We start from the raw sequence: 20389 nt of genomic DNA, 5'->3' as shown, positions 1-20389 counted from the left end.
TTCTGATTGTACCGCTTATCGCGAAGCTGGAATAATCAAAAAATTAAAAAATATTTTGGGTTTTTTGAATCAGATGCTCTTTTATATCTTTAGGATAATATTGAATTATCTTAAAAAAAACTTCTCGATCGCCTTGATATAAAGCGCGTGTTGCTTCTTCGTAATTTGGCATATTACCCAACATGGCAGACATAAAACGGTCAATGGCTTGTTTAGCGAGCATAATATTACCTTCAGAATTTGGGTTATTTAACTCTTTATCAATTAACTTACGAATTATTGCTGATGCACTCGCACTTTGTTGATCTAACCAATCCCAATGTTTTTTCTGTAAAGTGATTTCACGCGAAATTACTCCGAGTTTAGGTCGTCCAACTTTTTTAATTGCTTCTGGTTCAGCATAACGTTGTTGAAATTCTTGTTCCGAACCAGAAAGATCAAGATCAATTTGTTGACCTGTTTGATCATTAAAAATCAGAATATTTTCCGTTGTTTTCGGAAGACCTTTAAGTTTTTTTGCAAGTTCAATTAGGGAGTCACTCGCAATAAGCGTGCTTCCAGTGAAAGCAGTATAGGTGATTTTAGTATTCATTTTAGCCGTATATTTTTATCTGGGTAAAATAATATTATCAGGGTAAAATTAATTTGGCAAATAATTAATTTTATAACCAAAGAATTATTTGATTTTATGAGTGTTGTCTATGAAGTTAGGACTATAAAAATAGTCAAGATAATAGGCTATTTAAAATTTTACTCTGCTTTAGTAGTGCTTTTATGAGACAATGTTTTTTTTATTTTTGTGTATTAGGACTCCCATGATTGAGCAATCTCCTGAATCTTTAAGCGATATCGAAATTTTAGACATTTTACAGTCTATGAAAAAAGATAAGCTGGATACGGAAGCAAATGAGATTATCCGTAATGGGGGGAAAGCTGGGCGTCAAGAAGCACATAAACAGGCTTTAGTTGCGTTGAATGCAAACTTTGAAGAAAAGTTTGTAGAAGCTGCTACGCTGGCATTAGGCTTGAATTCAGGTCAGGCGAAAAAGATTCGTTATAAAAAAGACCGTATCCGTATTTTTAAAGCACGTGGTATTGATTATTTAGCTATTGATGGTGCAGAAACCGCTCAGGTTTTAGCTCAAGTTGCTCAAGCGATTAGTCGTGAAGATGCGATCGTGACTGAAGGTCTACACAATATTTTTCCATTTTGGAAAGAGGGTTGGCCAATGGTTCAGTTTGATAATGCTTATAAAATTTTAGAAGAAGACATTACATTGCATTTTCAGATTGTGTTAGATCACTTAATTGAATATGTACAGAAATAAAAAAAAGCCCCGATTGGGGCTTTTTTATTGCATATGAATAATTAAAGCGTGCTAAAGAGTGGGAAAACACCAATCACTAAAGCAGTACCCATTAATACCATGCAAGTTATGAATGCCCACTTTAAAGTGAACTTTTGATGGTCGGCAAAATCGACTTTAGCAAGACCACATAACAAATAGGTTGATGGGACAAGAGGCGATAGCAAGTGTACAGGTTGACCTACGATCGAAGCACGAGCAATCGCTTCTGCACTAATACCATAATGTGAAGCTGCTTCAGCAAGAATAGGTAAAACGCCATAGAAGAAAGCATCATTTGACATAAAGAATGTCAAAGGCATACTCACTAAAGCTGTGATCGGTGCAAGGTATGGACCCATGCTAGGAGGAATCATTGCGACGAATTCTTTAGACATCGCCTCAACCATACCTGTGCCAGATAAAATACCTGTAAAAATACCCGCTGCGAAAATTAAGCCCACAACAGCTAAGACACTGTCCGCATGCATTGCAATGCGTTTTTTCTGCATATCAACATCTGGGTAGTTAATGAGCATTGCAATACAGAACGCTATCATGAACAACACAGACATAGGCAGAATGCCTTTGATCAAAGCAATCATAAGAAGGATTGTGAGCACCATATTCACTTTGCGTAAATGTGGGCGAGTCGCTTCAGGATCTTTTGATACGGTAATATTGTCACCATGGTGAGTTTCAAGTTCAATAACGCCTAAACGTTTTTGCTCGTAACGACCATATAAGTATGCCAAGAAGAATAACCAACCAATACTAATGACCATAGGGATAATCATTGGTACGAAAATGTGGCTTGGGTCAATTTGCAGGGCGCTCGCAGCACGAGCTGTAGGGCCACCCCATGGTGTTAGATTCATTACACCACTACATAACAGCATAAGTGCAGTCATGATAAGTGTATTCATTCCTAAGCGTTGATAAAGTGGCAGCATTGCAGCTACGCAAATCATATAGGTTGTTGAACCATCACCATCTAAAGAAACCATTGTGGTTAAGAACACGGTTCCCATTGTGATTTTTAAAGGATCACCTTTAACCTTTTTCAAAATCCATTTAACCGGTGGATCGAAAAGACCTGCATCGATCATTAAGGCAAAATATAAAATTGCGAATAAAAGCATTACGCCAGTTGGCGCTAATTTTTTGATGCCATCCAGCATCATCTCACTGAGACCTTTGAGTTCAATGTGACTTAAACTTTCAAAGTAGTGACCTAGGCCCCAGGCAACAAGAGAAAAAATAAATGGGATGAGAATTAAAGCAATAATAGGGCTTAAACGTTTGGACATGATTAAGTACATGAAGCACAAAATCATGCCAACACCAAGTAATGTCAGCATACAATCAATCCTTTGCCTATAGTTTTACTGAACAAGTTTATTCAAAACTCTGACCTTGGTTATTCTTATTAATTTTTATTAAAAAGACAAATAATATATTTAGTTTATTTGGTTAATATATATTCATTTGGAGGGGTATATTTAGGCGAAATACTGAACATATATATTAAGATTATAGTAAGCTTATAATAAATGTGATTCATTATAATAGATTATAAAGGTTTTATAAAAATAAAAATTATATGATATTTTTTTAAATTATATATGGTTTGATGGAGGAAATGAGAAGAAGAACCATTTAACAACTTGCTTTGAGCTAAGTTCCATAAGTTCTGAGGCAATGTAAATTGGGACTTAACTATTTAGTGGTAATTGATATATATGGATTATTCTATTATTTTTCAGTATTTAAGATTTAATATAAATGATGATTTAAATAATATTGCTTTTAAATTAAAAGAGCAACTTGAATTTATGAATCTAAAATAATTATTACACATATTTGAAAAATTTATTTAGATTAAAAAAATACCCCACATAAAATTGTGAGGTATTTAAATTAATATAAATCAGTTGTCATCAATTGATGAATGTACTTCAGTTTGTTCTAAAATTCGAGTTACAAGAAGTTGGTCAATTTTAAAATGATCGACGTCGACTACTTCAAACTTGTATCCACCAAATTCTACAAAATCTGCCGGACGTGGAATTTTGCGCAGGCGGTACATCATGAAGCCTGCTAAAGTTTCATAATTTTCTTCATCAGGCATTTCATCAATTTCAAGCGCGTGTCTTAAGTCATCAATTGGTGTGCTGCCATCAATTAACCATGAGTTATTATCTCGTTTAATGATTTGTTGCTCTTCATCAATTGGAGTGACCCAGTCGCCCATAACCGTAATCATAATATCGCTTAAAGTAATAACACCTACGACAAGCGCATATTCGTTTATCACAACTGCAAATTTTTCTTTTGTAGAACGGAAACGATCAAGCAATTCCGAGAGGGTTAGGGTGTCAGGAATCATCAAGACAGTACGAATAGTTGATTCATTCAATTGAGTTGGGGATTGGTTGTTTAAAATGCGAACAAGAAAGTCTTTGGCATCGACGTAACCAATGACTTGATCAATATTTTCATTACATACCAAAAATTTTGAATATGGATACTCTGCTAATTTTTGGCGAATGCTATCTTCATGTTCATTTAAAGTGAAATAAACAACATTTTCACGTGTAGTCATGCTCGAAGGTACGTTACGTTCTTCTAATTCAAAAACATTCTCAATAAAGTGATGTTCTTGTTTCTGAAGTACGCCTGCTTGAGCACCTGCATCCATTACTGCTGAGATATCATCAAACGTAATGTTGTCTTCTCGCGTTGTATTCACTTTAAACAAACGGAATAGCAGGTTGGCAATTGCATTAATTCCCCAAGCTAAAGGTTTGCAAATTTTAATAAAAACCTGAATTGGGTTGATAACACTAATTGCAATTTTTTCAGGTGCAATCATAGCCAAACGTTTTGGCATTAGATCGGCAAATAAAATAAAGAGTGAGGTCACTAGGGTAAAGGAAAGGGCAAAACCGATCGTTTGTGTCCAAGGGCCTGTATAAAAGCGGTCCACTAAAGTGACGAAATAAGGACGAAAAGCAGCTTCACCCAAAATACCGCCTAAAATCGCAACTGCATTTAGGCCAATTTGAGAAGCTGCAAAAAAGTCAGCAGATTGTTCTTGTAAATCTAGTACTTGTTGGGCGCGTTCTTCACCCGCTTCGGCTAGAATTTTTAGCTTAACTTTTCTGGCACCCGCTAGTGCAATTTCAGTTAAAGATAAAAAGCCTGCTCCGATGATAAGCAGTACGATGATAATGATATTTTGAAAGAGACTCACAAATCACCTGAGGTTCATCATTATTATGACTAAGTTTTAACATAAAAAAGCGCTGAGGTAATCAGATTGATTGCTCAGCGCTTGAAGATAGGACAATTAAATTAAAATTTATTTAATAGTGAGAAAATTGTGAATTATTGGTTAGAAATTCACGGTTTTCTTCTTCAATCATTTGACGAGCAACAAATAAGATAAGTTGGCGCAGCCAGCGATGAGCAGGGTGATGATGTAATAACGGACACCAAGCCATTTTAAGTTCGAACTCTGGAATATAAAAAGGAGGATCCTTTATAACCAGTTTAGGGTTCTGTGTTTGTAGGCGTGCCATGCGTGTTGGTAAGGTAGCAATAAGATCTACATTTTGAGCAAGTAACGCAGGCATTTGGTAGTGGCGAGTAAATACAGAAATTTTACGACGTTGACCAATACGTTCTAATGCTTGATCAATCCAGCCTAAACCACCTTGTTTGTCGGGGTTTACACCAAAACCTACACCCATACCTGTTTTAGAAACCCAGATATGTTGTGCATCTAAATAGCTTTTTAAATTTAAATGAGTCACCGCAGGGTGTTTGTCGTTCAGAATACAACTGAAACTATCGCGCCAAACTAAAACCTGATGGAAACTTTGCGGTATTTCATTAAATCTATTAATTGCAAGATCAACTTTACCTTGCTCCATATCTCTATAAGACACGTCACTCGGTGTAAGAAAATCAAGGACAACGTTTGGAGCTTCAGAGCGGAGCGCTTTGACAAGACGAGGAACTAAAGTTGCCTCAGCATAGTCCGATGTCATAATGCGGAAAACGCGATTACTTGTATAAGGGCGGAATTCGGTACGGGGTTCCAAAATCATGGAGAGATCAGAAAGGGCATCACGAATACGAGGCTGTAATTCAAGTGCACGTTCTGTTGGAGTCATGCCTTCGGACGAGCGGATAAGAAGAGGGTCATTAAATAAATTACGCAAACGACGTAAAATATTACTCATTGCAGGCTGAGTTACCCCAAGCTGTTCGGCTGCGCGTGTAACATTTTTTTCACGAAGAAGTACATCAAGATATATTAATAGATTAAGATCTACTCGCTCCAGATTCATAAAAAAAATACCGAAAATAAAACCCTGAAATTGTTTCAAATTATGCCATATCTAATAACTATTGTGTGAAAAAATGATGAGAAAAACGACATTTTTTGTAGGAATTAAGTAGGGGTGAGAGGTACTTCAAAGGCTCGATTTTATTGTCTTTGCTACGTTTTTAAGTATGAAGGAGATAAATAGAATATATTTATATATAACTTACTACTTTCTAGCATGTAAATTGACTTTTTACATTGGCAAAAATAGCCTAATTTACAATTGACTTTTTAAATTAAAAATGGCTGGAAAAACTTCAAAAATTGTATAAAAATAAGACTTACTAGGTTTTTAGAATAAAACTCTATACTCCTTTAGAATAATTTTATTTTTATAAACAAAGTGTTAATGTTTTTAGTTTTATCTATAATATCGATTTATCGGTATATTTTTTAAATAAATACTGAAGATTAATAAAGGATATTGGATTAATTGATTGGCTAAGTCTAAGCTGTGTTCATGACGAAGCAGCTGGTGTCATAAGAAATTTAAGTACATGACTCTAGGCTTCAATCGATGAAATCCTAAAATGAATACAGGACAATATCATGACTACATATCAAACAGCGATTGATGCAATCCGCGAACTAAAAGCAAAATTCGGTAGCACTTGGCGCGATATTAGCCCAGAAGATGCTGCACGTATGCAAATGCAAAACCAATTCAAAACTGGTTTAGATATTGCTAAATATACAGCTGCGATTATGCGTCGTGATATGGCTGCTTATGATGCTGACTCTAGCAAATATACTCAATCATTAGGTTGCTGGCACGGTTTTATCGCACAACAAAAAATGATTGCGAACAAAAAATACTTCGGTACTACTGAACGTCGCTATATCTACCTTTCTGGTTGGATGGTTGCTGCTCTTCGTTCAGAATTTGGTCCACTTCCTGACCAATCTATGCACGAAAAAACTTCGGTACCTGCATTAATCGAAGAAATCTACACTTTCTTACGTCAAGCTGACGCAAAAGAATTAAACGATTTATTCCGTGCGCTTAAAAAAGCAAACGAAGCTGGTGATACTGCTAAAGCTGCTGAAATCACTGCTCAAATCGACGGCTTCCAAACTCACATTGTGCCAATTATTGCTGACATCGATGCTGGTTTCGGTAACGAAGAAGCGACTTACTTACTTGCTCGTAAAATGATCGAAGCTGGTGCTTGTGCGCTTCAAATCGAAAACCAAGTATCTGATGCTAAACAATGTGGTCACCAAGCTGGTAAAGTAACTGTTCCACACGAAGATTTCATCGCTAAAATCCATGCATTACGTTATGCATTCTTAGAAATGGGTCTTGATGACGGTATTATCGTTGCGCGTACTGACTCTGAAGGCGCTGACTTGACTCAAAAAATCCCAGTGGTTAAAGAGCCAGGTGATATCGCATCTCAATACATCAGCTACTTAGATACCGTTGAAATTGACATTGCTGATGCTCAAGAAGATGAAATCTTGATCAAACGTAATGGTAAATTACACCGTCCTAAGCGTTTAGCTTCTGGTTTATATCAGTTCCGTGCTGACACGCAAATTGACCGTGTTGTACTTGACTGTGTATCTAGCCTTCAAAACGGTGCTGACCTTCTTTGGATCGAAACTGCGACTCCAAACGTAGAAGAAATCGCACACATGGTTAACCGTGTTAAAGAAGTTGTTCCAAATGCTAAGCTTGTTTATAACAACAGCCCATCATTCAACTGGACTTTAAACTTCCGTCAACAGGCTTATGACCGTTGGGTTGCTGAAGGTAAAGACGTTTCTGCATATGACCGCGCTAAATTAATGAGCGCTGAATATGATAATACTGAATTAGCTGCTGATGCAGATGCTAAGATCCGTACATTCCAAGCAGATGCTTCTCGTGAAGCGGGTGTGTTCCATCACTTGATCACACTTCCGACTTACCATACTGCTGCTCTTTCTACGCATGAGCTTGCACAAGGTTACTTCGGTTCTGAAGGTATGTTGGCTTATGTTGCTGGCGTACAACGTAAAGAAATCCGTGGTGGTATCGCTTGTGTTAAACACCAAGCAATGGCGGGTTCTGACATCGGTGATGATCACAAAGAAATCTTCTCTGGTGACAACGCTCTTAAAGCACATGATGATGCTAAAAACACAATGAACCAATTCGCAGCTCACTAAGAATTGATTTCAAAAGAAAACCCGCTCACATGAGCGGGTTTTTTTATATTAAAAATAATTATTTTTTCAAAACATAATGCTCAGCTAAAGAGCCTTCAATTTTCTTACCTTCCATATCTAAAGCAGTTGCCGTATTTTCACCAATAAAGAATTTACGGTTTTGCCCTTTATCATCTAACGTAATGACTGAAGTATTATCTTTATCAAAAGTAAATGTACCATGGGTTTCAAACGGTTTCTTATCACCTTTACCAAGATAAGTTTCAGTCAATTCATAAGTTTTATCATCTTTTAGCTCTAAATCAGTTTTGATGCCTTCACAGTCTGCACATGGAAGAGTGCCTTTATATGTGCCATTCCAATCTAGTGAGTTTTCAGCCGTATGAGCAGTATCTACTGCATTGTTATTCGCTTCAGTAGTTTGAGCTGGAGCAGAAGCTTGTGTTGTTGTATCGGCTTTATTTTCGTTTTTGCTACAAGCAACAAGAAGGGCACTTACAAGTGCAACTGATAATAATGTTTTTTTCATGATGATCTAAACCTCGGAAAATAAATAAAAAAGCAAATAACAGGCTATGAAATATGAGAGCTTAATAAAAGTTTAAGTATGTAATTTAATTTTAACAAAAGGTAAAGTGAGTAAATTTTGGAATAATTATTAAAACAAAAATAAAAAGCAGGTATCCACTAAAACGATTTAATGAATACCTTATAAATTACGGTTGCGCTGAAACTCCACCTAGAGAGTCACATGCTGATTTATAGAGTTGGTACTGTTGCTTTAAAACTTCATCTAGCGGCATGTCGAATAATTCTTCACCATTTTTGTAGCTCTCTACGTATGAAGTTGCTTTTTCTTTGCTTACTGCTAAAGATTGCTGGTAATAAGAATTAATTGAGCTTGTTGCAAGCTGGCTTGTCTCAACATTTTTACATTCGAAATTGTGCAGGATCTTTTCTGCACGTTTGACCTCACTAGATTGGCCAAAAATACACCCAGTTAAAAAGACAAGTGGGGTTAACACGAAAAAAAGTTTCATGGAGAGCAAGTATGGAAGCAACGGTGGGCGCTATTGTATAAACAATTCCATAAGTTACTGTGGTTTTATGTTAGACATTGATGATTTTTTAACTCATTAAAGTCGAAAAATTGTATCTAATTTTATCAGTTGGCTTATTTTCATATTTGGTGCGTATTTTGCTTATAACTTTAAGCACTTATTTTGAACATATGAACCAGAATGAATCAGGTACAAACGTTTTCAAAAAACTCTTTAGCACCATTTTGGTATGCACAATTAGAACTTGGATTTTGTTTTGAAAATTCACGCACCATAATGAGTCATAGAAAGCATCATGGCCCTGTTAGGGTGCAAAAAATGCTCTGGCCTGAAAGAACGGGCGTATGTCATGCCATCATTGTTCATCCTCCAGCAGGAATTGCAGGAGGAGATCATCTTACTTTTGAAATTGAAACCAAAGATCAGGCCCATGCGGTAGTAACTACTCCAGGTGCTGGGAAATGGTACAAAACCAATGGCAAGCAAGCTTTTCAGCATATTCATTTGCACGTCAAAGATCAGTCCATTTTAGAGTGGGTTCCACAAGAAACGATGCTGTTTGATGGAGCTTTAGCACATTCAGAAACTCATATTCACCTTGATAATGCTGCGAGTTTTATTGGCTGGGATATGTTGGTACTTGGGCGGCAGGCACGTGCAGAGCGCTTTGTTCATGGGAGTTATCACAACCAATTTAAATTGTGGCGAGAACATAAGTTATTGGTTGCAGATACATTGTATTTTGAAGGAGAAGATCGTTGGCTGAGTTCATGTTTGGGGATGAATAATCAAGCCGTAATGGGAAGCTTTTGGGCAGTCGCTCCCGAAAAGTATCGTTCAGCTTTTTATTTAGAACAGCAGTTAGAACTCATTCGTGAATTGATGATGCGTATGCAAGCACCTGTCACATTAACATTATTGGATGATGTAGTTTCGGCTCGTTTTCTGGGAAATGATGTTCGACATTGTCATGATGCTTTTGCGGCTATACGAGCAAGATTAAGACGTTATTGGTTTGATTTAGATGAAGAATTTCCAAGAATTTGGAAAACTTAAGTTACGTTAAATTGCGTATTTAAAAAACAGTCAAAACAAGTATGCTACTTTTGAGCACGTATTTTGCTTAAACAATATAAATGCAATTTAGGAAAGAGAAATGGAACTCAATCCAACAGAAAAAGATAAGTTACTCATTTTTACTGCAGGTTTAGTGGCTGAGCGTCGTAAAGCGCGTGGATTGAAACTGAATTATCCAGAAGCTATTGCTTTTATTTCAGCAGCTTTACTTGAAGGTGCACGAGACGGTATGACGGTCAGTGACTTGATGCATTACGGCACTACCTTATTAAAGCGCGAAGATGTGATGGATGGTGTGCCAGAAATGATTGCTGAGGTTCAGGTCGAGGCAACTTTTCCAGATGGCTCGAAATTAGTCACAGTCCATCAGCCAATCGTATAAAAGGAACGCTTATGATCCCCGGTGAAATCATTACTCCAGATGCTGATATTGAACTGAACGTTGGACGGCAAACTTTAAAAGTTGTAGTTGCCAACATTGGTGATCGGCCTATTCAGGTGGGTTCTCATTTTCATTTTTATGAAGCAAATGATGCATTACAGTTTGATCGCGAAATGGCGAAGGGTTTTCGACTGAATATTGCAGCTGGAACAGCAATTCGTTTTGAACCGGGACAAACTCGAGAAGTGGAGCTTGTTGCTTTGGTTGGTAAACGAGAGGTTTATGGTTTCGCAGGCCGCGTCATGGGCAAGTTGGATTAAACATAACAACGATAATGAAAGAGATGAGTAATAAGTTATGAAAATGTCACGTCGTGCATATGCTGAGATGTTTGGTCCAACGGTTGGTGATCGTATTCGTTTGGCGGATACAGAGCTCTTTATTGAAGTTGAGCAAGACTTAACGACTTATGGTGAAGAAGTTAAATTTGGTGGCGGAAAAGTTATTCGTGACGGGATGGGGCAATCACAGCTTTTAGCTGATGAAGTTGCTGATACGGTCATTACCAATGCTTTAATTGTAGATTGGTGGGGAATTGTTAAAGCTGACGTGGGCTTAAAAAATGGCCGAATCTGGAAAATAGGAAAAGCTGGAAATCCAGATATTCAACCAGACATTACGATTCCTTTAGGGGCTGCAACAGAAGTGATTGCGGGTGAAGGACAAATTTTAACAGCAGGCGGTATTGATACCCACATTCACTGGATTTGCCCTCAACAAGTTGAAACTGCATTAATGTCTGGTACAACAACCATGGTCGGTGGCGGTACAGGACCAGCAGCCGGAACTTCGGCCACCACAGTGACTCCAGGGCCTTGGCATATTGCGACCATGTTACAGGCGATTGACGATTTGCCTATGAATATTGGTCTGTTAGGCAAAGGGAATTTAAGTTTACCTGATCCAATTCGTGAGCAAATTAAAGCTGGAGTAATTGGCTTAAAGCTGCATGAAGATTGGGGTTCAACACCGGCAGCTATTGATAACTGTTTGAGTGTGGCAGACGAGTTTGATGTGCAGGTGGCGATTCATACAGATACTTTAAATGAAAGCGGTTTTTTAGAAGAAACTTTAGCTGCATTTAAAAATCGTACGATTCATACATACCATACCGAAGGTGCGGGTGGGGGGCATGCACCTGACATTTTAAAAGCGATTGGGCAAAGTAACGTATTACCATCTTCAACTAATCCAACGCGACCTTATACGATTAATACCATTGATGAGCATTTAGATATGCTCATGGTTTGCCATCATTTAGACCCAGCAATTGCTGAAGATATTGCTTTTGCAGAAAGCCGTATTCGCCGTGAAACCATTGCCGCTGAAGATATTTTGCAAGATTTAGGTGCAATTGCCATGATGTCTTCTGACTCTCAGGCGATGGGGCGTGTAGGTGAAGTGATTTTACGTACTTGGCAAACTGCCCATAAAATGAAAATTCAACGTGGTCCTTTAGAGGGTGACAATGAATTTCATGATAACAATCGCGTTAAACGCTACATTGCTAAATATACTATTAACCCAGCAATTACCCATGGTCTAAGCCATGAAATCGGTTCGATTGAAGTCGGGAAACTTGCTGATTTAGTGTTATGGAAGCCAGCCTTTTTTGGTGTGAAACCTTCGATGATTATTAAAGGTGGCATGATTGCAGCAGCACCGATGGGTGATATTAATGCTTCAATTCCGACACCTCAACCAGTGCATTACCGTCCAATGTTTGGTGCCTATCCACGTGGTGTTCATAACACTTGCATTACCTTTTTATCTCAAGCAGCGATTGATGAAAAAGTTGCTGAAAAATTAAACCTCAAGAAGTTAATTAGTCCGTGTAAAAACACACGCGAAATTAGCAAAACTGACATGAAACACAACACATATTGCCCTGTTATGCATGTACATCCCGAAACTTACGAAGTACGAGCTGATGGTGAGTTATTAACGTGTGAACCTGCTGATGTATTACCCATGGCACAGCGTTATTTCTTATTCTGATGAGTTTTGTCGAGGTGAATTACCTCATTAATTTATACCACATGAATGAAATAAATAAGGAGAGAAGAGCTAAATGAAAATCTATACACAACGCCTTGAACATATTTCTCCTGATCAAGCATTTGAAACGGTTGAACTGACTTTTGATACACGCCAAAAATCCCGCTTTCGGGCGACTTTAGCGAGTGGTGTAGATATTGGCGCTGATTTACCACGTACTGGCATTTTGCGTAGTGGTTCATATATTTCAACTCAACAAGGTGATGTACTACGTGTAGATGCTAAGCCTGAACGTCTGATGCAAGTCAGTGCAACAAGCGATTTTGATTTGCTTAAAGCGGCTTATCACTTAGGTAACAGACATGTGCCATTAATGTTGACGCCTACAGCTTTATATTTTGAACCTGATCATGTGCTTGCAGAAATGGTAGAGGGGTTGGGGCTTACAGTTTCAGAAACTGATCATCCGTTTGAACCTGAAAGCGGCGCCTATGCACAGCATGGTCATGACCACCGCTTAAGCCCAATTAAAGCTTTGCATCATGTCCATTCATAACGCAGCACAATTACTTCAATTGCTGACATTGTCTTCTACGGCGCTGCCAGTTGGAGCATATTGTTATTCACAAGGTGTAGAAACAGCCATCGATATTGGCTTAATACACGATGAAACCTCAGCAATTGCTTATTTCGAAGAAGTGCTGGAAATGCTGTTAGTACGGTTTGAGCTACCCGTATTAAACCGTCTCATGCAACATCATGATGATCAAGATCAGTTTCTGGTTTGGGCAAATTTATATAAGGCAAGCCGTGAAACTAAAGAGCTTTTGGCAGAGTCTCAACAGCTGGCATTTTCTTTGAATGCGTGGATTAGAGATGTTTTAAAAAAACCTGTTGAGGTTAAAAAGCAGTTTGGTTTTGTGCCTGTCTATGCACAACTCTGTGGTCGACTTGGGCTTGCTGACATTGACGTGCTCACAGCTTATACCTTTACCGTTTTAGAAAATCAGGTTTTAGCAGCAGTAAAAACTGTTCCTTTAGGGCAAATGGCTGGACAAAGAATTTTATGGCACTTACATGGTTTAGTTCCCCAAGCTGTGGAAAAAGCCTTGCAACTTGTTGATGAGCAATTGAGTAGTGCTTTGCCCCGTTATGCAATGCTGAGCATGAAACACGAAACACAATATTCACGGTTATTCAGATCTTAAGTTTAGGAAAGAAGGATAAAAATCATGACAGAACGTAGTCCATTACGAGTTGGAATTGGCGGACCGGTAGGTTCGGGTAAAACTGCGCTTACACTTAATTTATGTTTAGCCTTGCGTAATAAATACAACATGGCTGTGGTGACAAATGATATTTACACCAAAGAAGATTCAAACTTTTTAACCCGTAACGAAGCGATGTCGCCAGATCGTATTGTGGGTGTAGAAACAGGTGGTTGCCCTCATACAGCAATTCGTGAAGATGCTTCAATTAACTTGGCCGCAATTGATGATTTGTGTGAAAAGTTTGAAGGCTTGGAGCTTATTATTATTGAAAGCGGTGGCGATAATTTAGCTGCAACATTTAGTCCGGAGCTTTCAGATTTAACTCTATATGTGATTGATGTGGCAGGTGGAGAAAAAATCCCTCGTAAAGGCGGGCCGGGTATTACCAAATCAGATTTACTGATTATTAATAAAACTGACCTTGCACCAATGGTCGGTGCAAATCTTGATGTGATGGATCAAGATGCGAAACGCATGCGCGGAGAAAAGCCATTTTTATTTTCAAATATGAAAACCCAAGATGGTCTTGAAGAAATCATTCAATTTATCGAGAAGCAAGGGCTGTTTAAAGCTTAAGGAGAGATTATGAACTTCATTAAAAAATGGGGCATAGGGCTCCTTGCATTATTGCCGGCACTTGCAATGGCACACCCAGGACATGACCATGAACATTCTGGTTTTATAGCAGGTTTTATTCATCCATTTACTGGTTTAGATCATTTAATCATGGCTTTGGCTTTTGGTGTTTTACTCTGGTCAGCAGCTAAGCAATGGAAAATTGCAGGTGTCATAACTTTAAGTGTAACCCTCATTATTGGCTTTTTAATCGGTGCTCAAGGCTTAGTCCCTGTAAATGTTGCTGAATATGGAATTGTTGCTTCTTTGGTCGTTACAGCAATTGCGCTATGGACAAAATCAAATCGGATTTTACCTATCGCTGCGGCATTGCTTGCAAGCTTTCATGGCGTAGCACATGGTGTTGAATTAGCACACTCAGGCCATGTCGTTGCATTAGTAGTCGGTATGGTTGCAGCTATGGCTTTAATTTATTGTGGTGGATTAGCATTAGGGGCTGCGCTTACACGATATGTGCCATATGGCAAAAAAATTGTTGGCGCCTGTGCAGCAGTTGTTGCAGTGATTGGATTAAGTTAGTCATAACTTTGAAAGTAAAAGGTAGCATTAGGCTACCTTTTTTATTCAGCTACTTTTTGATAAAGCCCTGCGTGAACAGTACCAGCTTTCGTTGTTTTAACTTGTTGCCATGTTGAAGGGAGGAGAAGTTGAGATAAATCTCGATCAGCTTCAACATAAATATACCCATTCTTTTTAATATGGGGGTCTGCCAAGTTCGAAAGCTCTTGCCATAAATCTAGACTATAAGGTGGGTCTAAAAACACAACATCAAACTGTTCTTTTAAACGGGGTAAAGCTTGCTGAGCAGTCGCATTGATTAAATGACAGTTTTTGGCTTTTAATAGCTCAACATTATCTTTTAAAAAACGTGCCTGAGTTTTGTCTGGTTCAAACATATAAACTGACGCAGCACCACGCGACAATGCTTCAAAACCTAATGCGCCAGAGCCTGTGCAAATATCAAGTACATGCGCATTTTGAATATCCCACATCAGCCAGTTAAACAGAGTTTCGCGTACTCTGTCTGGTGTTGGGCGTAAGCCCTCAATGCTAGCGAAGGGAAGTACTCGTCTTTTCCATTCACCACCAATAATGCGTAATTGATTCTTCATTATTCATCGACCTCATTGGTTGCAGGGCGAGCTGGTGTAGCCTGTGGTGTTGAGGCTGCGGGTGCAGTTGAAGTAGCTGATGCTGCTGGAGTAGAGCTAGCAACTTCGCCGCCGCTTGATAGCTCACCTGGCTTAATTCCAGCGGTCATTAGTCCACCATTGACTTGATGGTTTGCTGGTCGAACTGGATTTTTCTTACGAGTTAATAACCAGTAATCAAAAATAGGTCTTGCAAGTTGAGCAGCAGAACCACCATGACGACCATTTTCCCAAATCACGGCAATCGCAATTTCTGGCTTATCAGCAGGTGCAAATCCAACAAATAAACCATGGTCAAGTTGGCGTTCGCTCAGGGCTGCTTCATTGTAGCGTTTACCCTGAGCAATACTTTTAACCTGCGCAGTTCCTGTCTTTCCTGCAATTTGATAGAGAGGTGTACGAATGCCTCGACCAGTACCTGATTGAATTACATCAATCATGGCATCGCGCATTTGAATCCAGTCTTCATCTGTTCCGTTGAAGTTGATTTTGCCATCAGGTGCATTACGTACAGTAAATGGTTTTGCACCATGCGTTGCACGTAAAACATGAGGGGTGACATGAGAACCATGATTGGCTGTAATTGCAGTCGCCATAGCTAGTTGTAAAGGTGTAGCTGTAAATGCACCTTGACCAATACTCACAGAAATCGTTTCACCTTTCATCCATTTGGCTTTGCGAGTACGCATTTTCCATTCAGGATTTGGGTAAAGACCTTCACTTTCACTTGGTAGGTCGACACCTGTTTTTTGACCGAACCCAAATTGACGCATCCATTGGTTCATTTGATCAATACCCATTTGATGGGCAAGAATATAAAAATAGGTGTCACATGACATAATGATGGCTTTATGCATGTTTACGATACCATGACCGGTTTTTTTCCAGTCGCGGAACTTATGCGAATCGCCAGGTAAGTGGAAATAGCCTGGGTCAGAAATGGCTGTTGACCAGTTTACAATACCGTAGTGTAAGCCGCCCATCGCTTCCATTGGTTTAATGGTAGAGCCTGGAGGGTATGCACCTTGTACCGCACGGTTATAAAGCGGTTGATCTAAATTATCACGTAAAGAACTATAATCTTTATGGTTAATACCCGTCACAAATAAATTAGGGTTGAAACTTGGACTCGATACTAAAGCCAGAATTTCACCAGTACGAGGGTCGATAGCAACAATGGCGCCACGACGGCCTGCGAGTTGTTGAGATGCAACAACCTGTAAACCATAATCTAAAGATAAATAGAGGTCATTGCCGCGAGTAGGATCTTTACGGCCTAAATGGCGCAATATGTTACTGTGAGCATCTGCTTCAACAGATTCATAACCTGGTGTTCCGTGTAGCAAATCTTCATAGCTTTTCTCAACGCCAATCTTTCCAATCAGGTTGGTTCCAGCATATAAGTCTTTATCAATACTTTTTAATTCTTTATCGTTAATACGCCCGACATAACCAATCACATGAGCAAATAACTCACCGTGTGGATAATAACGGGTCATCTGTGTTTCGATTCTTACGCCGGGAAATTTATATTTAGCTTCACTGAACTTGGCAATATTGGCTTCAGTTAGATTAAGTTTAATTGCGACACGTTCAGTTTTTCGAGCAGTTTTTATACGACTTTTGAAGCGGTCAATATCTTCTTGTGTTAGATCTAAAATAGGCTGTAGCTGCTCAACAACACTATCCACATCTTCTACATCTGTTTTACTTAAAGTTGCTGTAAAAACAGGATAATTATCTGCCAGTAATACACCATTTCGGTCATAGATATAACCACGAGCAGGTGGAAGTGGCTGCAAGCGAATTCGGTTTTTATCAGATGCTGTAGAAAACTCGTCGTAGTGAAAAATTTGCAGATAAGCGTATCGGCTAATCAGAACTAATAAGCAAACGATAACAAGGCCTACGGCAAAAAAGATTCGTCCTCGATAAATGCGCTTTTCTTGCTGGATATCTTTTAAAGGAAAGTGCTGCTTCATAAGGATCGACTTAATGACATAGGGTAGAAAAATAGCTGCTTATTCTAACGCAAGAGCGCTTAAAATATTGCATAATTTTCAAAGTTTCCGTGCATTTCGATAAGATACGTTTTGACTTTGCAGACAACAAAATTGTAGATACTTGTATATAAGAAGCAAAATAATTCTGTTAAAGTCTCTCATTCAATAGAATAGGGTTGTTCTCACCATACGATTAGGGAAAATGGAGAAAATAATGAGAAAAATTTATCCCTTACTTGCAGTTCTGACGGTAAGTAGTTGGGCTCATGCTCAAGACTATTCGTTTCTTCCAGAAGCAAAATTAACAGGACATACTGCATCTACGTGGAATGTGGGTGCCGGTTTTACACAAAAACTATTACATTTAAACGGCGAATGGGTAAACCCTTATGGTATCGCCTATGCCAAAGTTGGCGCATTTTTGAATGGTGACAAAACTGCTGGTGGCCAAGTCGGGTTTCGATATCCTTACTATCTTACCGGCACAGATAAAAATGGTTACTATATTGGTTTTTATGCTGGGCATCTCGATAGTAAAGAGGTCGATGGTGATTATAAATCCCGTTTAGGCGCTGGCGTCGATTTGGCCTATGTATTGTTGAATTCAGAAAGAATTAGTACTTTTAGTGTGGGTATTGGCGCGGCGGAAAAACTAACTGACCAGAATGGGGCAGTTGCTGCGGATACTAAACCACAAATCCAATTTTCTTATTCTCTAAGTTTTGGTTTATAAAACAAAGCAGTTTATCTTTAACTCGCCATAAGCAGAGCACAAATAAATACGAGAGTCTTACATGTTAGAGTACGTCAGCGGATTGTGGCAGACCTTTTTACACAGACCTGATTTTTGGGCCGTTTTGAGTATCATTCCAGTCACTGCCTTTGTTACATGGGCACACGTTTGGATGGCTTTAAAAATGGTGTTTTACCCAATTAAATTTTGGGGATTCCATTTAGGTCCATTACCAGTAGGTTGGCAAGGTATTGTGCCACGTAAAGCTGGACGTATCTCGGGTATTATTACCGACAATACATTATCTAAGTTAGGTTCATTGCGTGAATTTCTAGAGGCAATGGACCCTGAAGATATGGCACGCATTATTGGTGAGCAGGTTGGATTTGAACTTGAACACCTGATTGATGAAGTCATGATCGATCGTAATGCCGTACTTTGGGAAAATTTACCTTATTCAATTAAACGCCGTATTTATGCACAGGCGCATAAACAATTACCAGGCGTGTTAAGAGAATTAGTGACTGAGCTGACCATGAACGTCGAGTCACTGGTTAATATGCGTGAAATGGTGGTTAGCCAGATGGAAGGTGACCGCCGTTTAATGGTACGTATGTTCTTAAAAGTTGGGCAAAAAGAAATCAACTTTATTTGGCATATTAGTGCTTTAATTGGAATGTTCTTTGGTATTTTCCAAATGATTGTTTGGTTTGTCGTACCTTGGCACTGGACTGTACCATTTTGGGCTTCAATTTGGGGCTTTTTAACGAACTGGATCGCGATCTGGATGGTATTTAATCCGATTGAGCCACATTATATTCGTTACCCACAGATTTTTAGATTAACAAAAGATCGTAAGTTCCCTTGGATTGTACCCGTTCTTCGAATTGGGACTTATAATTTCCAAGGTGCTTTCATGAAGCGTCAAGAGGAAGTCTCTGATGTGTTTTCAAGCGTAGTAACAGAAGATTTAATTACGTTAAAATCGATTATGACCGAAATGATGTATGGGCCGCGTAAAGATAAGACCCGCCGCATTGTGAAACGTCATATTAACGAAATTATGGAAACACCGTTAGTTCGTACATCTTTACAGCTTTCTTTAGGGCCAAGAGAGTACGCAAGATTAAAGACGGACTTGATTGATCGATCAATTGAAATTACGATGGGACCCGTATGTGACCCAGCGCTGAACGCAAGCCGGGCACAGAAGATTTTTCAAATGTTTAAAGAGCGTATTCGCGAACTGACACCAAAAGAGTTTCAGAATTTATTGCGTCCTGCATTTCAGGAGGATGAGTGGATTCTTATTGTACTAGGTGGGGTAACCGGATTTATTGCTGGTACAATACATTTGTTTGTGGCTTTCTTATAATTCGACGTCGGGCAGGATCTATTGAAGATTAACGAGACTTTTTCTGCCGGACTTCATATTCATTGTTTTAAATGAGGATGTTTTTTATGCGCATTATTTTACTCGGACCACCTGGAGCAGGCAAAGGGACTCAGGCTCAGTTGATCTGTAAGCGCTACAATGTCCCACAAATTTCAACCGGTGATATGCTCCGTGCTGCAATTCGTGAAGGTACTGAATTAGGTCTAAAAGCTAAAAGTGTAATGGAATCTGGTGGTTTGGTTTCAGATGAACTTATTATCGGTTTAGTAAAAGAACGTATTGCTCAGCCTGATTGTGTAAATGGCTGCATTTTCGATGGTTTCCCACGTACTATTCCACAAGCTGAAGCTTTGGAAAAAGAAGGGATTAACATTGATCACGTAATTGAAATTGATGTTCCTGACGAAGAAATCGTACAACGTCTTTCTGGTCGTCGTCAGCATCCAGCTTCTGGCCGTGTTTATCATACAGTTTACAATCCACCTAAAGTGGAAGGTAAAGATGATGAAACTGGAGAAGATCTTGTTCAACGTCCAGATGACCAAGAAGAAACAATCCGTAAACGTTTAGCTTCTTATCATACAGAAACTGAGCAATTGGTTGGATTCTATCAAAGCCGTGCTGCATCTGGTGAGAATGCACCAACTTATGACAAGCTTGATGGCTTGCGTACAATTGAAGATGTACAAAAAGATTTGTTCAACATCTTAGACAAATAATTTAAT

Annotated in this window: 21 protein-coding genes; 13 read left to right on the top strand and 8 right to left on the bottom strand. The window is 38.8% G+C overall.

Going from position 1 to position 20389, the window contains the following annotated elements:
• Nucleotides 1-43: 43 nt before the first annotated feature.
• Nucleotides 44-592: a DUF2239 family protein gene (locus MJX77_RS00435; protein WP_252060285.1), complete on the bottom strand. Its 549-nt coding sequence runs from the start codon at nt 590-592 to the stop codon at nt 44-46.
• Nucleotides 593-815: 223 nt separating this feature from the next.
• Here MJX77_RS00435 and MJX77_RS00430 point away from each other — a divergent pair, with 223 nt between their 5' ends.
• Nucleotides 816-1328, top strand: a complete 513-nt coding sequence (locus MJX77_RS00430) for a hypothetical protein (protein WP_004793963.1) — start codon at nt 816-818, stop codon at nt 1326-1328.
• Nucleotides 1329-1369: 41 nt separating this feature from the next.
• On the opposite strand, the gene MJX77_RS00425 is transcribed toward MJX77_RS00430, so the two are convergent.
• The 3 genes from MJX77_RS00425 to MJX77_RS00415 form a co-directional block, all read right to left on the bottom strand.
• A complete protein-coding gene (locus MJX77_RS00425) occupies nt 1370-2707 on the bottom strand; it encodes a CitMHS family transporter (RefSeq protein ID WP_107881123.1) in 1338 nt (445 codons plus the stop codon).
• A gap of 569 nt (nt 2708-3276) precedes the next feature.
• Nucleotides 3277-4602, bottom strand: a complete 1326-nt coding sequence (paeA, locus tag MJX77_RS00420) for a polyamine export protein PaeA (protein ID WP_004793961.1) — start codon at nt 4600-4602, stop codon at nt 3277-3279.
• A 112-nt stretch (nt 4603-4714) separates the two neighbouring features.
• Nucleotides 4715-5704 (bottom strand): LysR family transcriptional regulator, encoded by a 990-nt coding sequence (locus MJX77_RS00415; RefSeq protein WP_004703082.1) that lies wholly within the window; start codon nt 5702-5704, stop codon nt 4715-4717.
• Between the two features lie 587 nt (nt 5705-6291).
• On the opposite strand from MJX77_RS00415, the gene MJX77_RS00410 reads away from it, so the two are divergent.
• A complete protein-coding gene (locus tag MJX77_RS00410) occupies nt 6292-7896 on the top strand; it encodes an isocitrate lyase (protein WP_005303365.1) in 1605 nt (534 codons plus the stop codon).
• Nucleotides 7897-7954: 58 nt separating this feature from the next.
• Here the strand turns inward: MJX77_RS00410 and MJX77_RS00405 are convergent, their stop codons facing one another.
• On the bottom strand, nt 7955-8425 hold the full coding sequence (locus MJX77_RS00405; RefSeq protein ID WP_005303368.1) for a copper resistance protein NlpE: 471 nt from the start codon (nt 8423-8425) through the stop codon (nt 7955-7957).
• Between the two features lie 187 nt (nt 8426-8612).
• Nucleotides 8613-8936 (bottom strand): hypothetical protein, encoded by a 324-nt coding sequence (locus tag MJX77_RS00400; RefSeq protein WP_005042208.1) that lies wholly within the window; start codon nt 8934-8936, stop codon nt 8613-8615.
• 201 nt (nt 8937-9137) lie between these two features.
• Here MJX77_RS00400 and MJX77_RS00395 point away from each other — a divergent pair, with 201 nt between their 5' ends.
• The 8 genes from MJX77_RS00395 (at nt 9138) to MJX77_RS00360 (ending at nt 14900) form a co-directional block, all read left to right on the top strand.
• Entirely contained in the window at nt 9138-10013 is an 876-nt protein-coding gene (locus tag MJX77_RS00395) for an urease accessory protein UreD (RefSeq protein ID WP_252060283.1), read from the top strand.
• Nucleotides 10014-10113: 100 nt separating this feature from the next.
• Nucleotides 10114-10416 carry an urease subunit gamma gene (ureA, locus tag MJX77_RS00390; protein ID WP_002117495.1) on the top strand — a complete coding sequence of 101 codons (303 nt, stop codon included), beginning with the start codon at nt 10114-10116 and terminating at the stop codon, nt 10414-10416.
• Nucleotides 10417-10427: 11 nt separating this feature from the next.
• The gene (locus MJX77_RS00385; RefSeq protein ID WP_013198608.1) at nt 10428-10736 is read left to right on the top strand and encodes an urease subunit beta; all 309 of its coding nucleotides are present in this window, start codon (nt 10428-10430) and stop codon (nt 10734-10736) included.
• 37 nt (nt 10737-10773) lie between these two features.
• The gene (gene ureC, locus MJX77_RS00380) at nt 10774-12474 is read left to right on the top strand and encodes an urease subunit alpha (RefSeq protein WP_005303373.1); all 1701 of its coding nucleotides are present in this window, start codon (nt 10774-10776) and stop codon (nt 12472-12474) included.
• A 73-nt stretch (nt 12475-12547) separates the two neighbouring features.
• Nucleotides 12548-13030, top strand: a complete 483-nt coding sequence (gene ureE / locus MJX77_RS00375) for an urease accessory protein UreE (RefSeq protein WP_252060281.1) — start codon at nt 12548-12550, stop codon at nt 13028-13030.
• Complete coding sequence (locus tag MJX77_RS00370) at nt 13017-13682, top strand: urease accessory protein UreF (RefSeq protein ID WP_252060279.1); 666 nt, start codon at nt 13017-13019, stop codon at nt 13680-13682. Before ureE ends, MJX77_RS00370 begins: the two co-directional genes overlap by 14 nt.
• A 24-nt stretch (nt 13683-13706) precedes the next feature.
• Nucleotides 13707-14321 carry an urease accessory protein UreG gene (gene ureG / locus MJX77_RS00365; RefSeq protein WP_002117800.1) on the top strand — a complete coding sequence of 205 codons (615 nt, stop codon included), beginning with the start codon at nt 13707-13709 and terminating at the stop codon, nt 14319-14321.
• A gap of 9 nt (nt 14322-14330) precedes the next feature.
• A complete protein-coding gene (locus tag MJX77_RS00360; protein WP_192836513.1) occupies nt 14331-14900 on the top strand; it encodes a HupE/UreJ family protein in 570 nt (189 codons plus the stop codon).
• A 41-nt stretch (nt 14901-14941) separates the two neighbouring features.
• Here MJX77_RS00360 and rsmD read toward each other — a convergent pair whose 3' ends face one another.
• Nucleotides 14942-15493, bottom strand: a complete 552-nt coding sequence (gene rsmD, locus MJX77_RS00355; RefSeq protein ID WP_252060276.1) for a 16S rRNA (guanine(966)-N(2))-methyltransferase RsmD — start codon at nt 15491-15493, stop codon at nt 14942-14944.
• Complete coding sequence (gene mrdA / locus MJX77_RS00350; protein WP_252060274.1) at nt 15493-17514, bottom strand: penicillin-binding protein 2; 2022 nt, start codon at nt 17512-17514, stop codon at nt 15493-15495. Before mrdA ends, rsmD begins: the two co-directional genes overlap by 1 nt.
• A 235-nt stretch (nt 17515-17749) precedes the next feature.
• Here mrdA and MJX77_RS00345 point away from each other — a divergent pair, with 235 nt between their 5' ends.
• From MJX77_RS00345 to adk, 3 genes are all read left to right on the top strand, one after another.
• A complete protein-coding gene (locus tag MJX77_RS00345) occupies nt 17750-18268 on the top strand; it encodes a hypothetical protein (protein WP_005303385.1) in 519 nt (172 codons plus the stop codon).
• Between the two features lie 61 nt (nt 18269-18329).
• A complete protein-coding gene (locus MJX77_RS00340; RefSeq protein WP_004793941.1) occupies nt 18330-19643 on the top strand; it encodes a DUF445 domain-containing protein in 1314 nt (437 codons plus the stop codon).
• Between the two features lie 86 nt (nt 19644-19729).
• Entirely contained in the window at nt 19730-20383 is a 654-nt protein-coding gene (adk, locus tag MJX77_RS00335; protein WP_005303386.1) for an adenylate kinase, read from the top strand.
• Nucleotides 20384-20389: the final 6 nt, after the last annotated feature.

It is taken from the genome of Acinetobacter sp. AHP123, assembly GCF_023757925.1.
Classification (GTDB): Bacteria; Pseudomonadota; Gammaproteobacteria; order Pseudomonadales; family Moraxellaceae; genus Acinetobacter; species Acinetobacter oleivorans.
Note: the sequence above shows the minus strand (reverse complement) of the source record. Positions and strands in the feature narration are given on the sequence as shown.

What these genes read in the sequence shown, in the direction of transcription:
- MJX77_RS00435 (WP_252060285.1), bottom strand. Translation starts at nt 592, where the DNA reads ATGAATACTAAAATCACCTATACTGCTTTCACTGGAAGCACGCTTATT.
- MJX77_RS00430 (WP_004793963.1), top strand. Translation starts at nt 816, where the DNA reads ATGATTGAGCAATCTCCTGAATCTTTAAGCGATATCGAAATTTTAGAC.
- MJX77_RS00425 (WP_107881123.1), bottom strand. Translation starts at nt 2,707, where the DNA reads ATGCTGACATTACTTGGTGTTGGCATGATTTTGTGCTTCATGTACTTA.
- MJX77_RS00415 (WP_004703082.1), bottom strand. Translation starts at nt 5,704, where the DNA reads ATGAATCTGGAGCGAGTAGATCTTAATCTATTAATATATCTTGATGTA.
- MJX77_RS00410 (WP_005303365.1), top strand. Translation starts at nt 6,292, where the DNA reads ATGACTACATATCAAACAGCGATTGATGCAATCCGCGAACTAAAAGCA.
- MJX77_RS00405 (WP_005303368.1), bottom strand. Translation starts at nt 8,425, where the DNA reads ATGAAAAAAACATTATTATCAGTTGCACTTGTAAGTGCCCTTCTTGTT.
- MJX77_RS00400 (WP_005042208.1), bottom strand. Translation starts at nt 8,936, where the DNA reads ATGAAACTTTTTTTCGTGTTAACCCCACTTGTCTTTTTAACTGGGTGT.
- MJX77_RS00395 (WP_252060283.1), top strand. Translation starts at nt 9,138, where the DNA reads ATGAATCAGGTACAAACGTTTTCAAAAAACTCTTTAGCACCATTTTGG.
- ureA (WP_002117495.1), top strand. Translation starts at nt 10,114, where the DNA reads ATGGAACTCAATCCAACAGAAAAAGATAAGTTACTCATTTTTACTGCA.
- MJX77_RS00385 (WP_013198608.1), top strand. Translation starts at nt 10,428, where the DNA reads ATGATCCCCGGTGAAATCATTACTCCAGATGCTGATATTGAACTGAAC.
- ureC (WP_005303373.1), top strand. Translation starts at nt 10,774, where the DNA reads ATGAAAATGTCACGTCGTGCATATGCTGAGATGTTTGGTCCAACGGTT.
- ureE (WP_252060281.1), top strand. Translation starts at nt 12,548, where the DNA reads ATGAAAATCTATACACAACGCCTTGAACATATTTCTCCTGATCAAGCA.
- MJX77_RS00370 (WP_252060279.1), top strand. Translation starts at nt 13,017, where the DNA reads ATGTCCATTCATAACGCAGCACAATTACTTCAATTGCTGACATTGTCT.
- ureG (WP_002117800.1), top strand. Translation starts at nt 13,707, where the DNA reads ATGACAGAACGTAGTCCATTACGAGTTGGAATTGGCGGACCGGTAGGT.
- MJX77_RS00360 (WP_192836513.1), top strand. Translation starts at nt 14,331, where the DNA reads ATGAACTTCATTAAAAAATGGGGCATAGGGCTCCTTGCATTATTGCCG.
- rsmD (WP_252060276.1), bottom strand. Translation starts at nt 15,493, where the DNA reads ATGAAGAATCAATTACGCATTATTGGTGGTGAATGGAAAAGACGAGTA.
- mrdA (WP_252060274.1), bottom strand. Translation starts at nt 17,514, where the DNA reads ATGAAGCAGCACTTTCCTTTAAAAGATATCCAGCAAGAAAAGCGCATT.
- MJX77_RS00345 (WP_005303385.1), top strand. Translation starts at nt 17,750, where the DNA reads ATGAGAAAAATTTATCCCTTACTTGCAGTTCTGACGGTAAGTAGTTGG.
- MJX77_RS00340 (WP_004793941.1), top strand. Translation starts at nt 18,330, where the DNA reads ATGTTAGAGTACGTCAGCGGATTGTGGCAGACCTTTTTACACAGACCT.
- adk (WP_005303386.1), top strand. Translation starts at nt 19,730, where the DNA reads ATGCGCATTATTTTACTCGGACCACCTGGAGCAGGCAAAGGGACTCAG.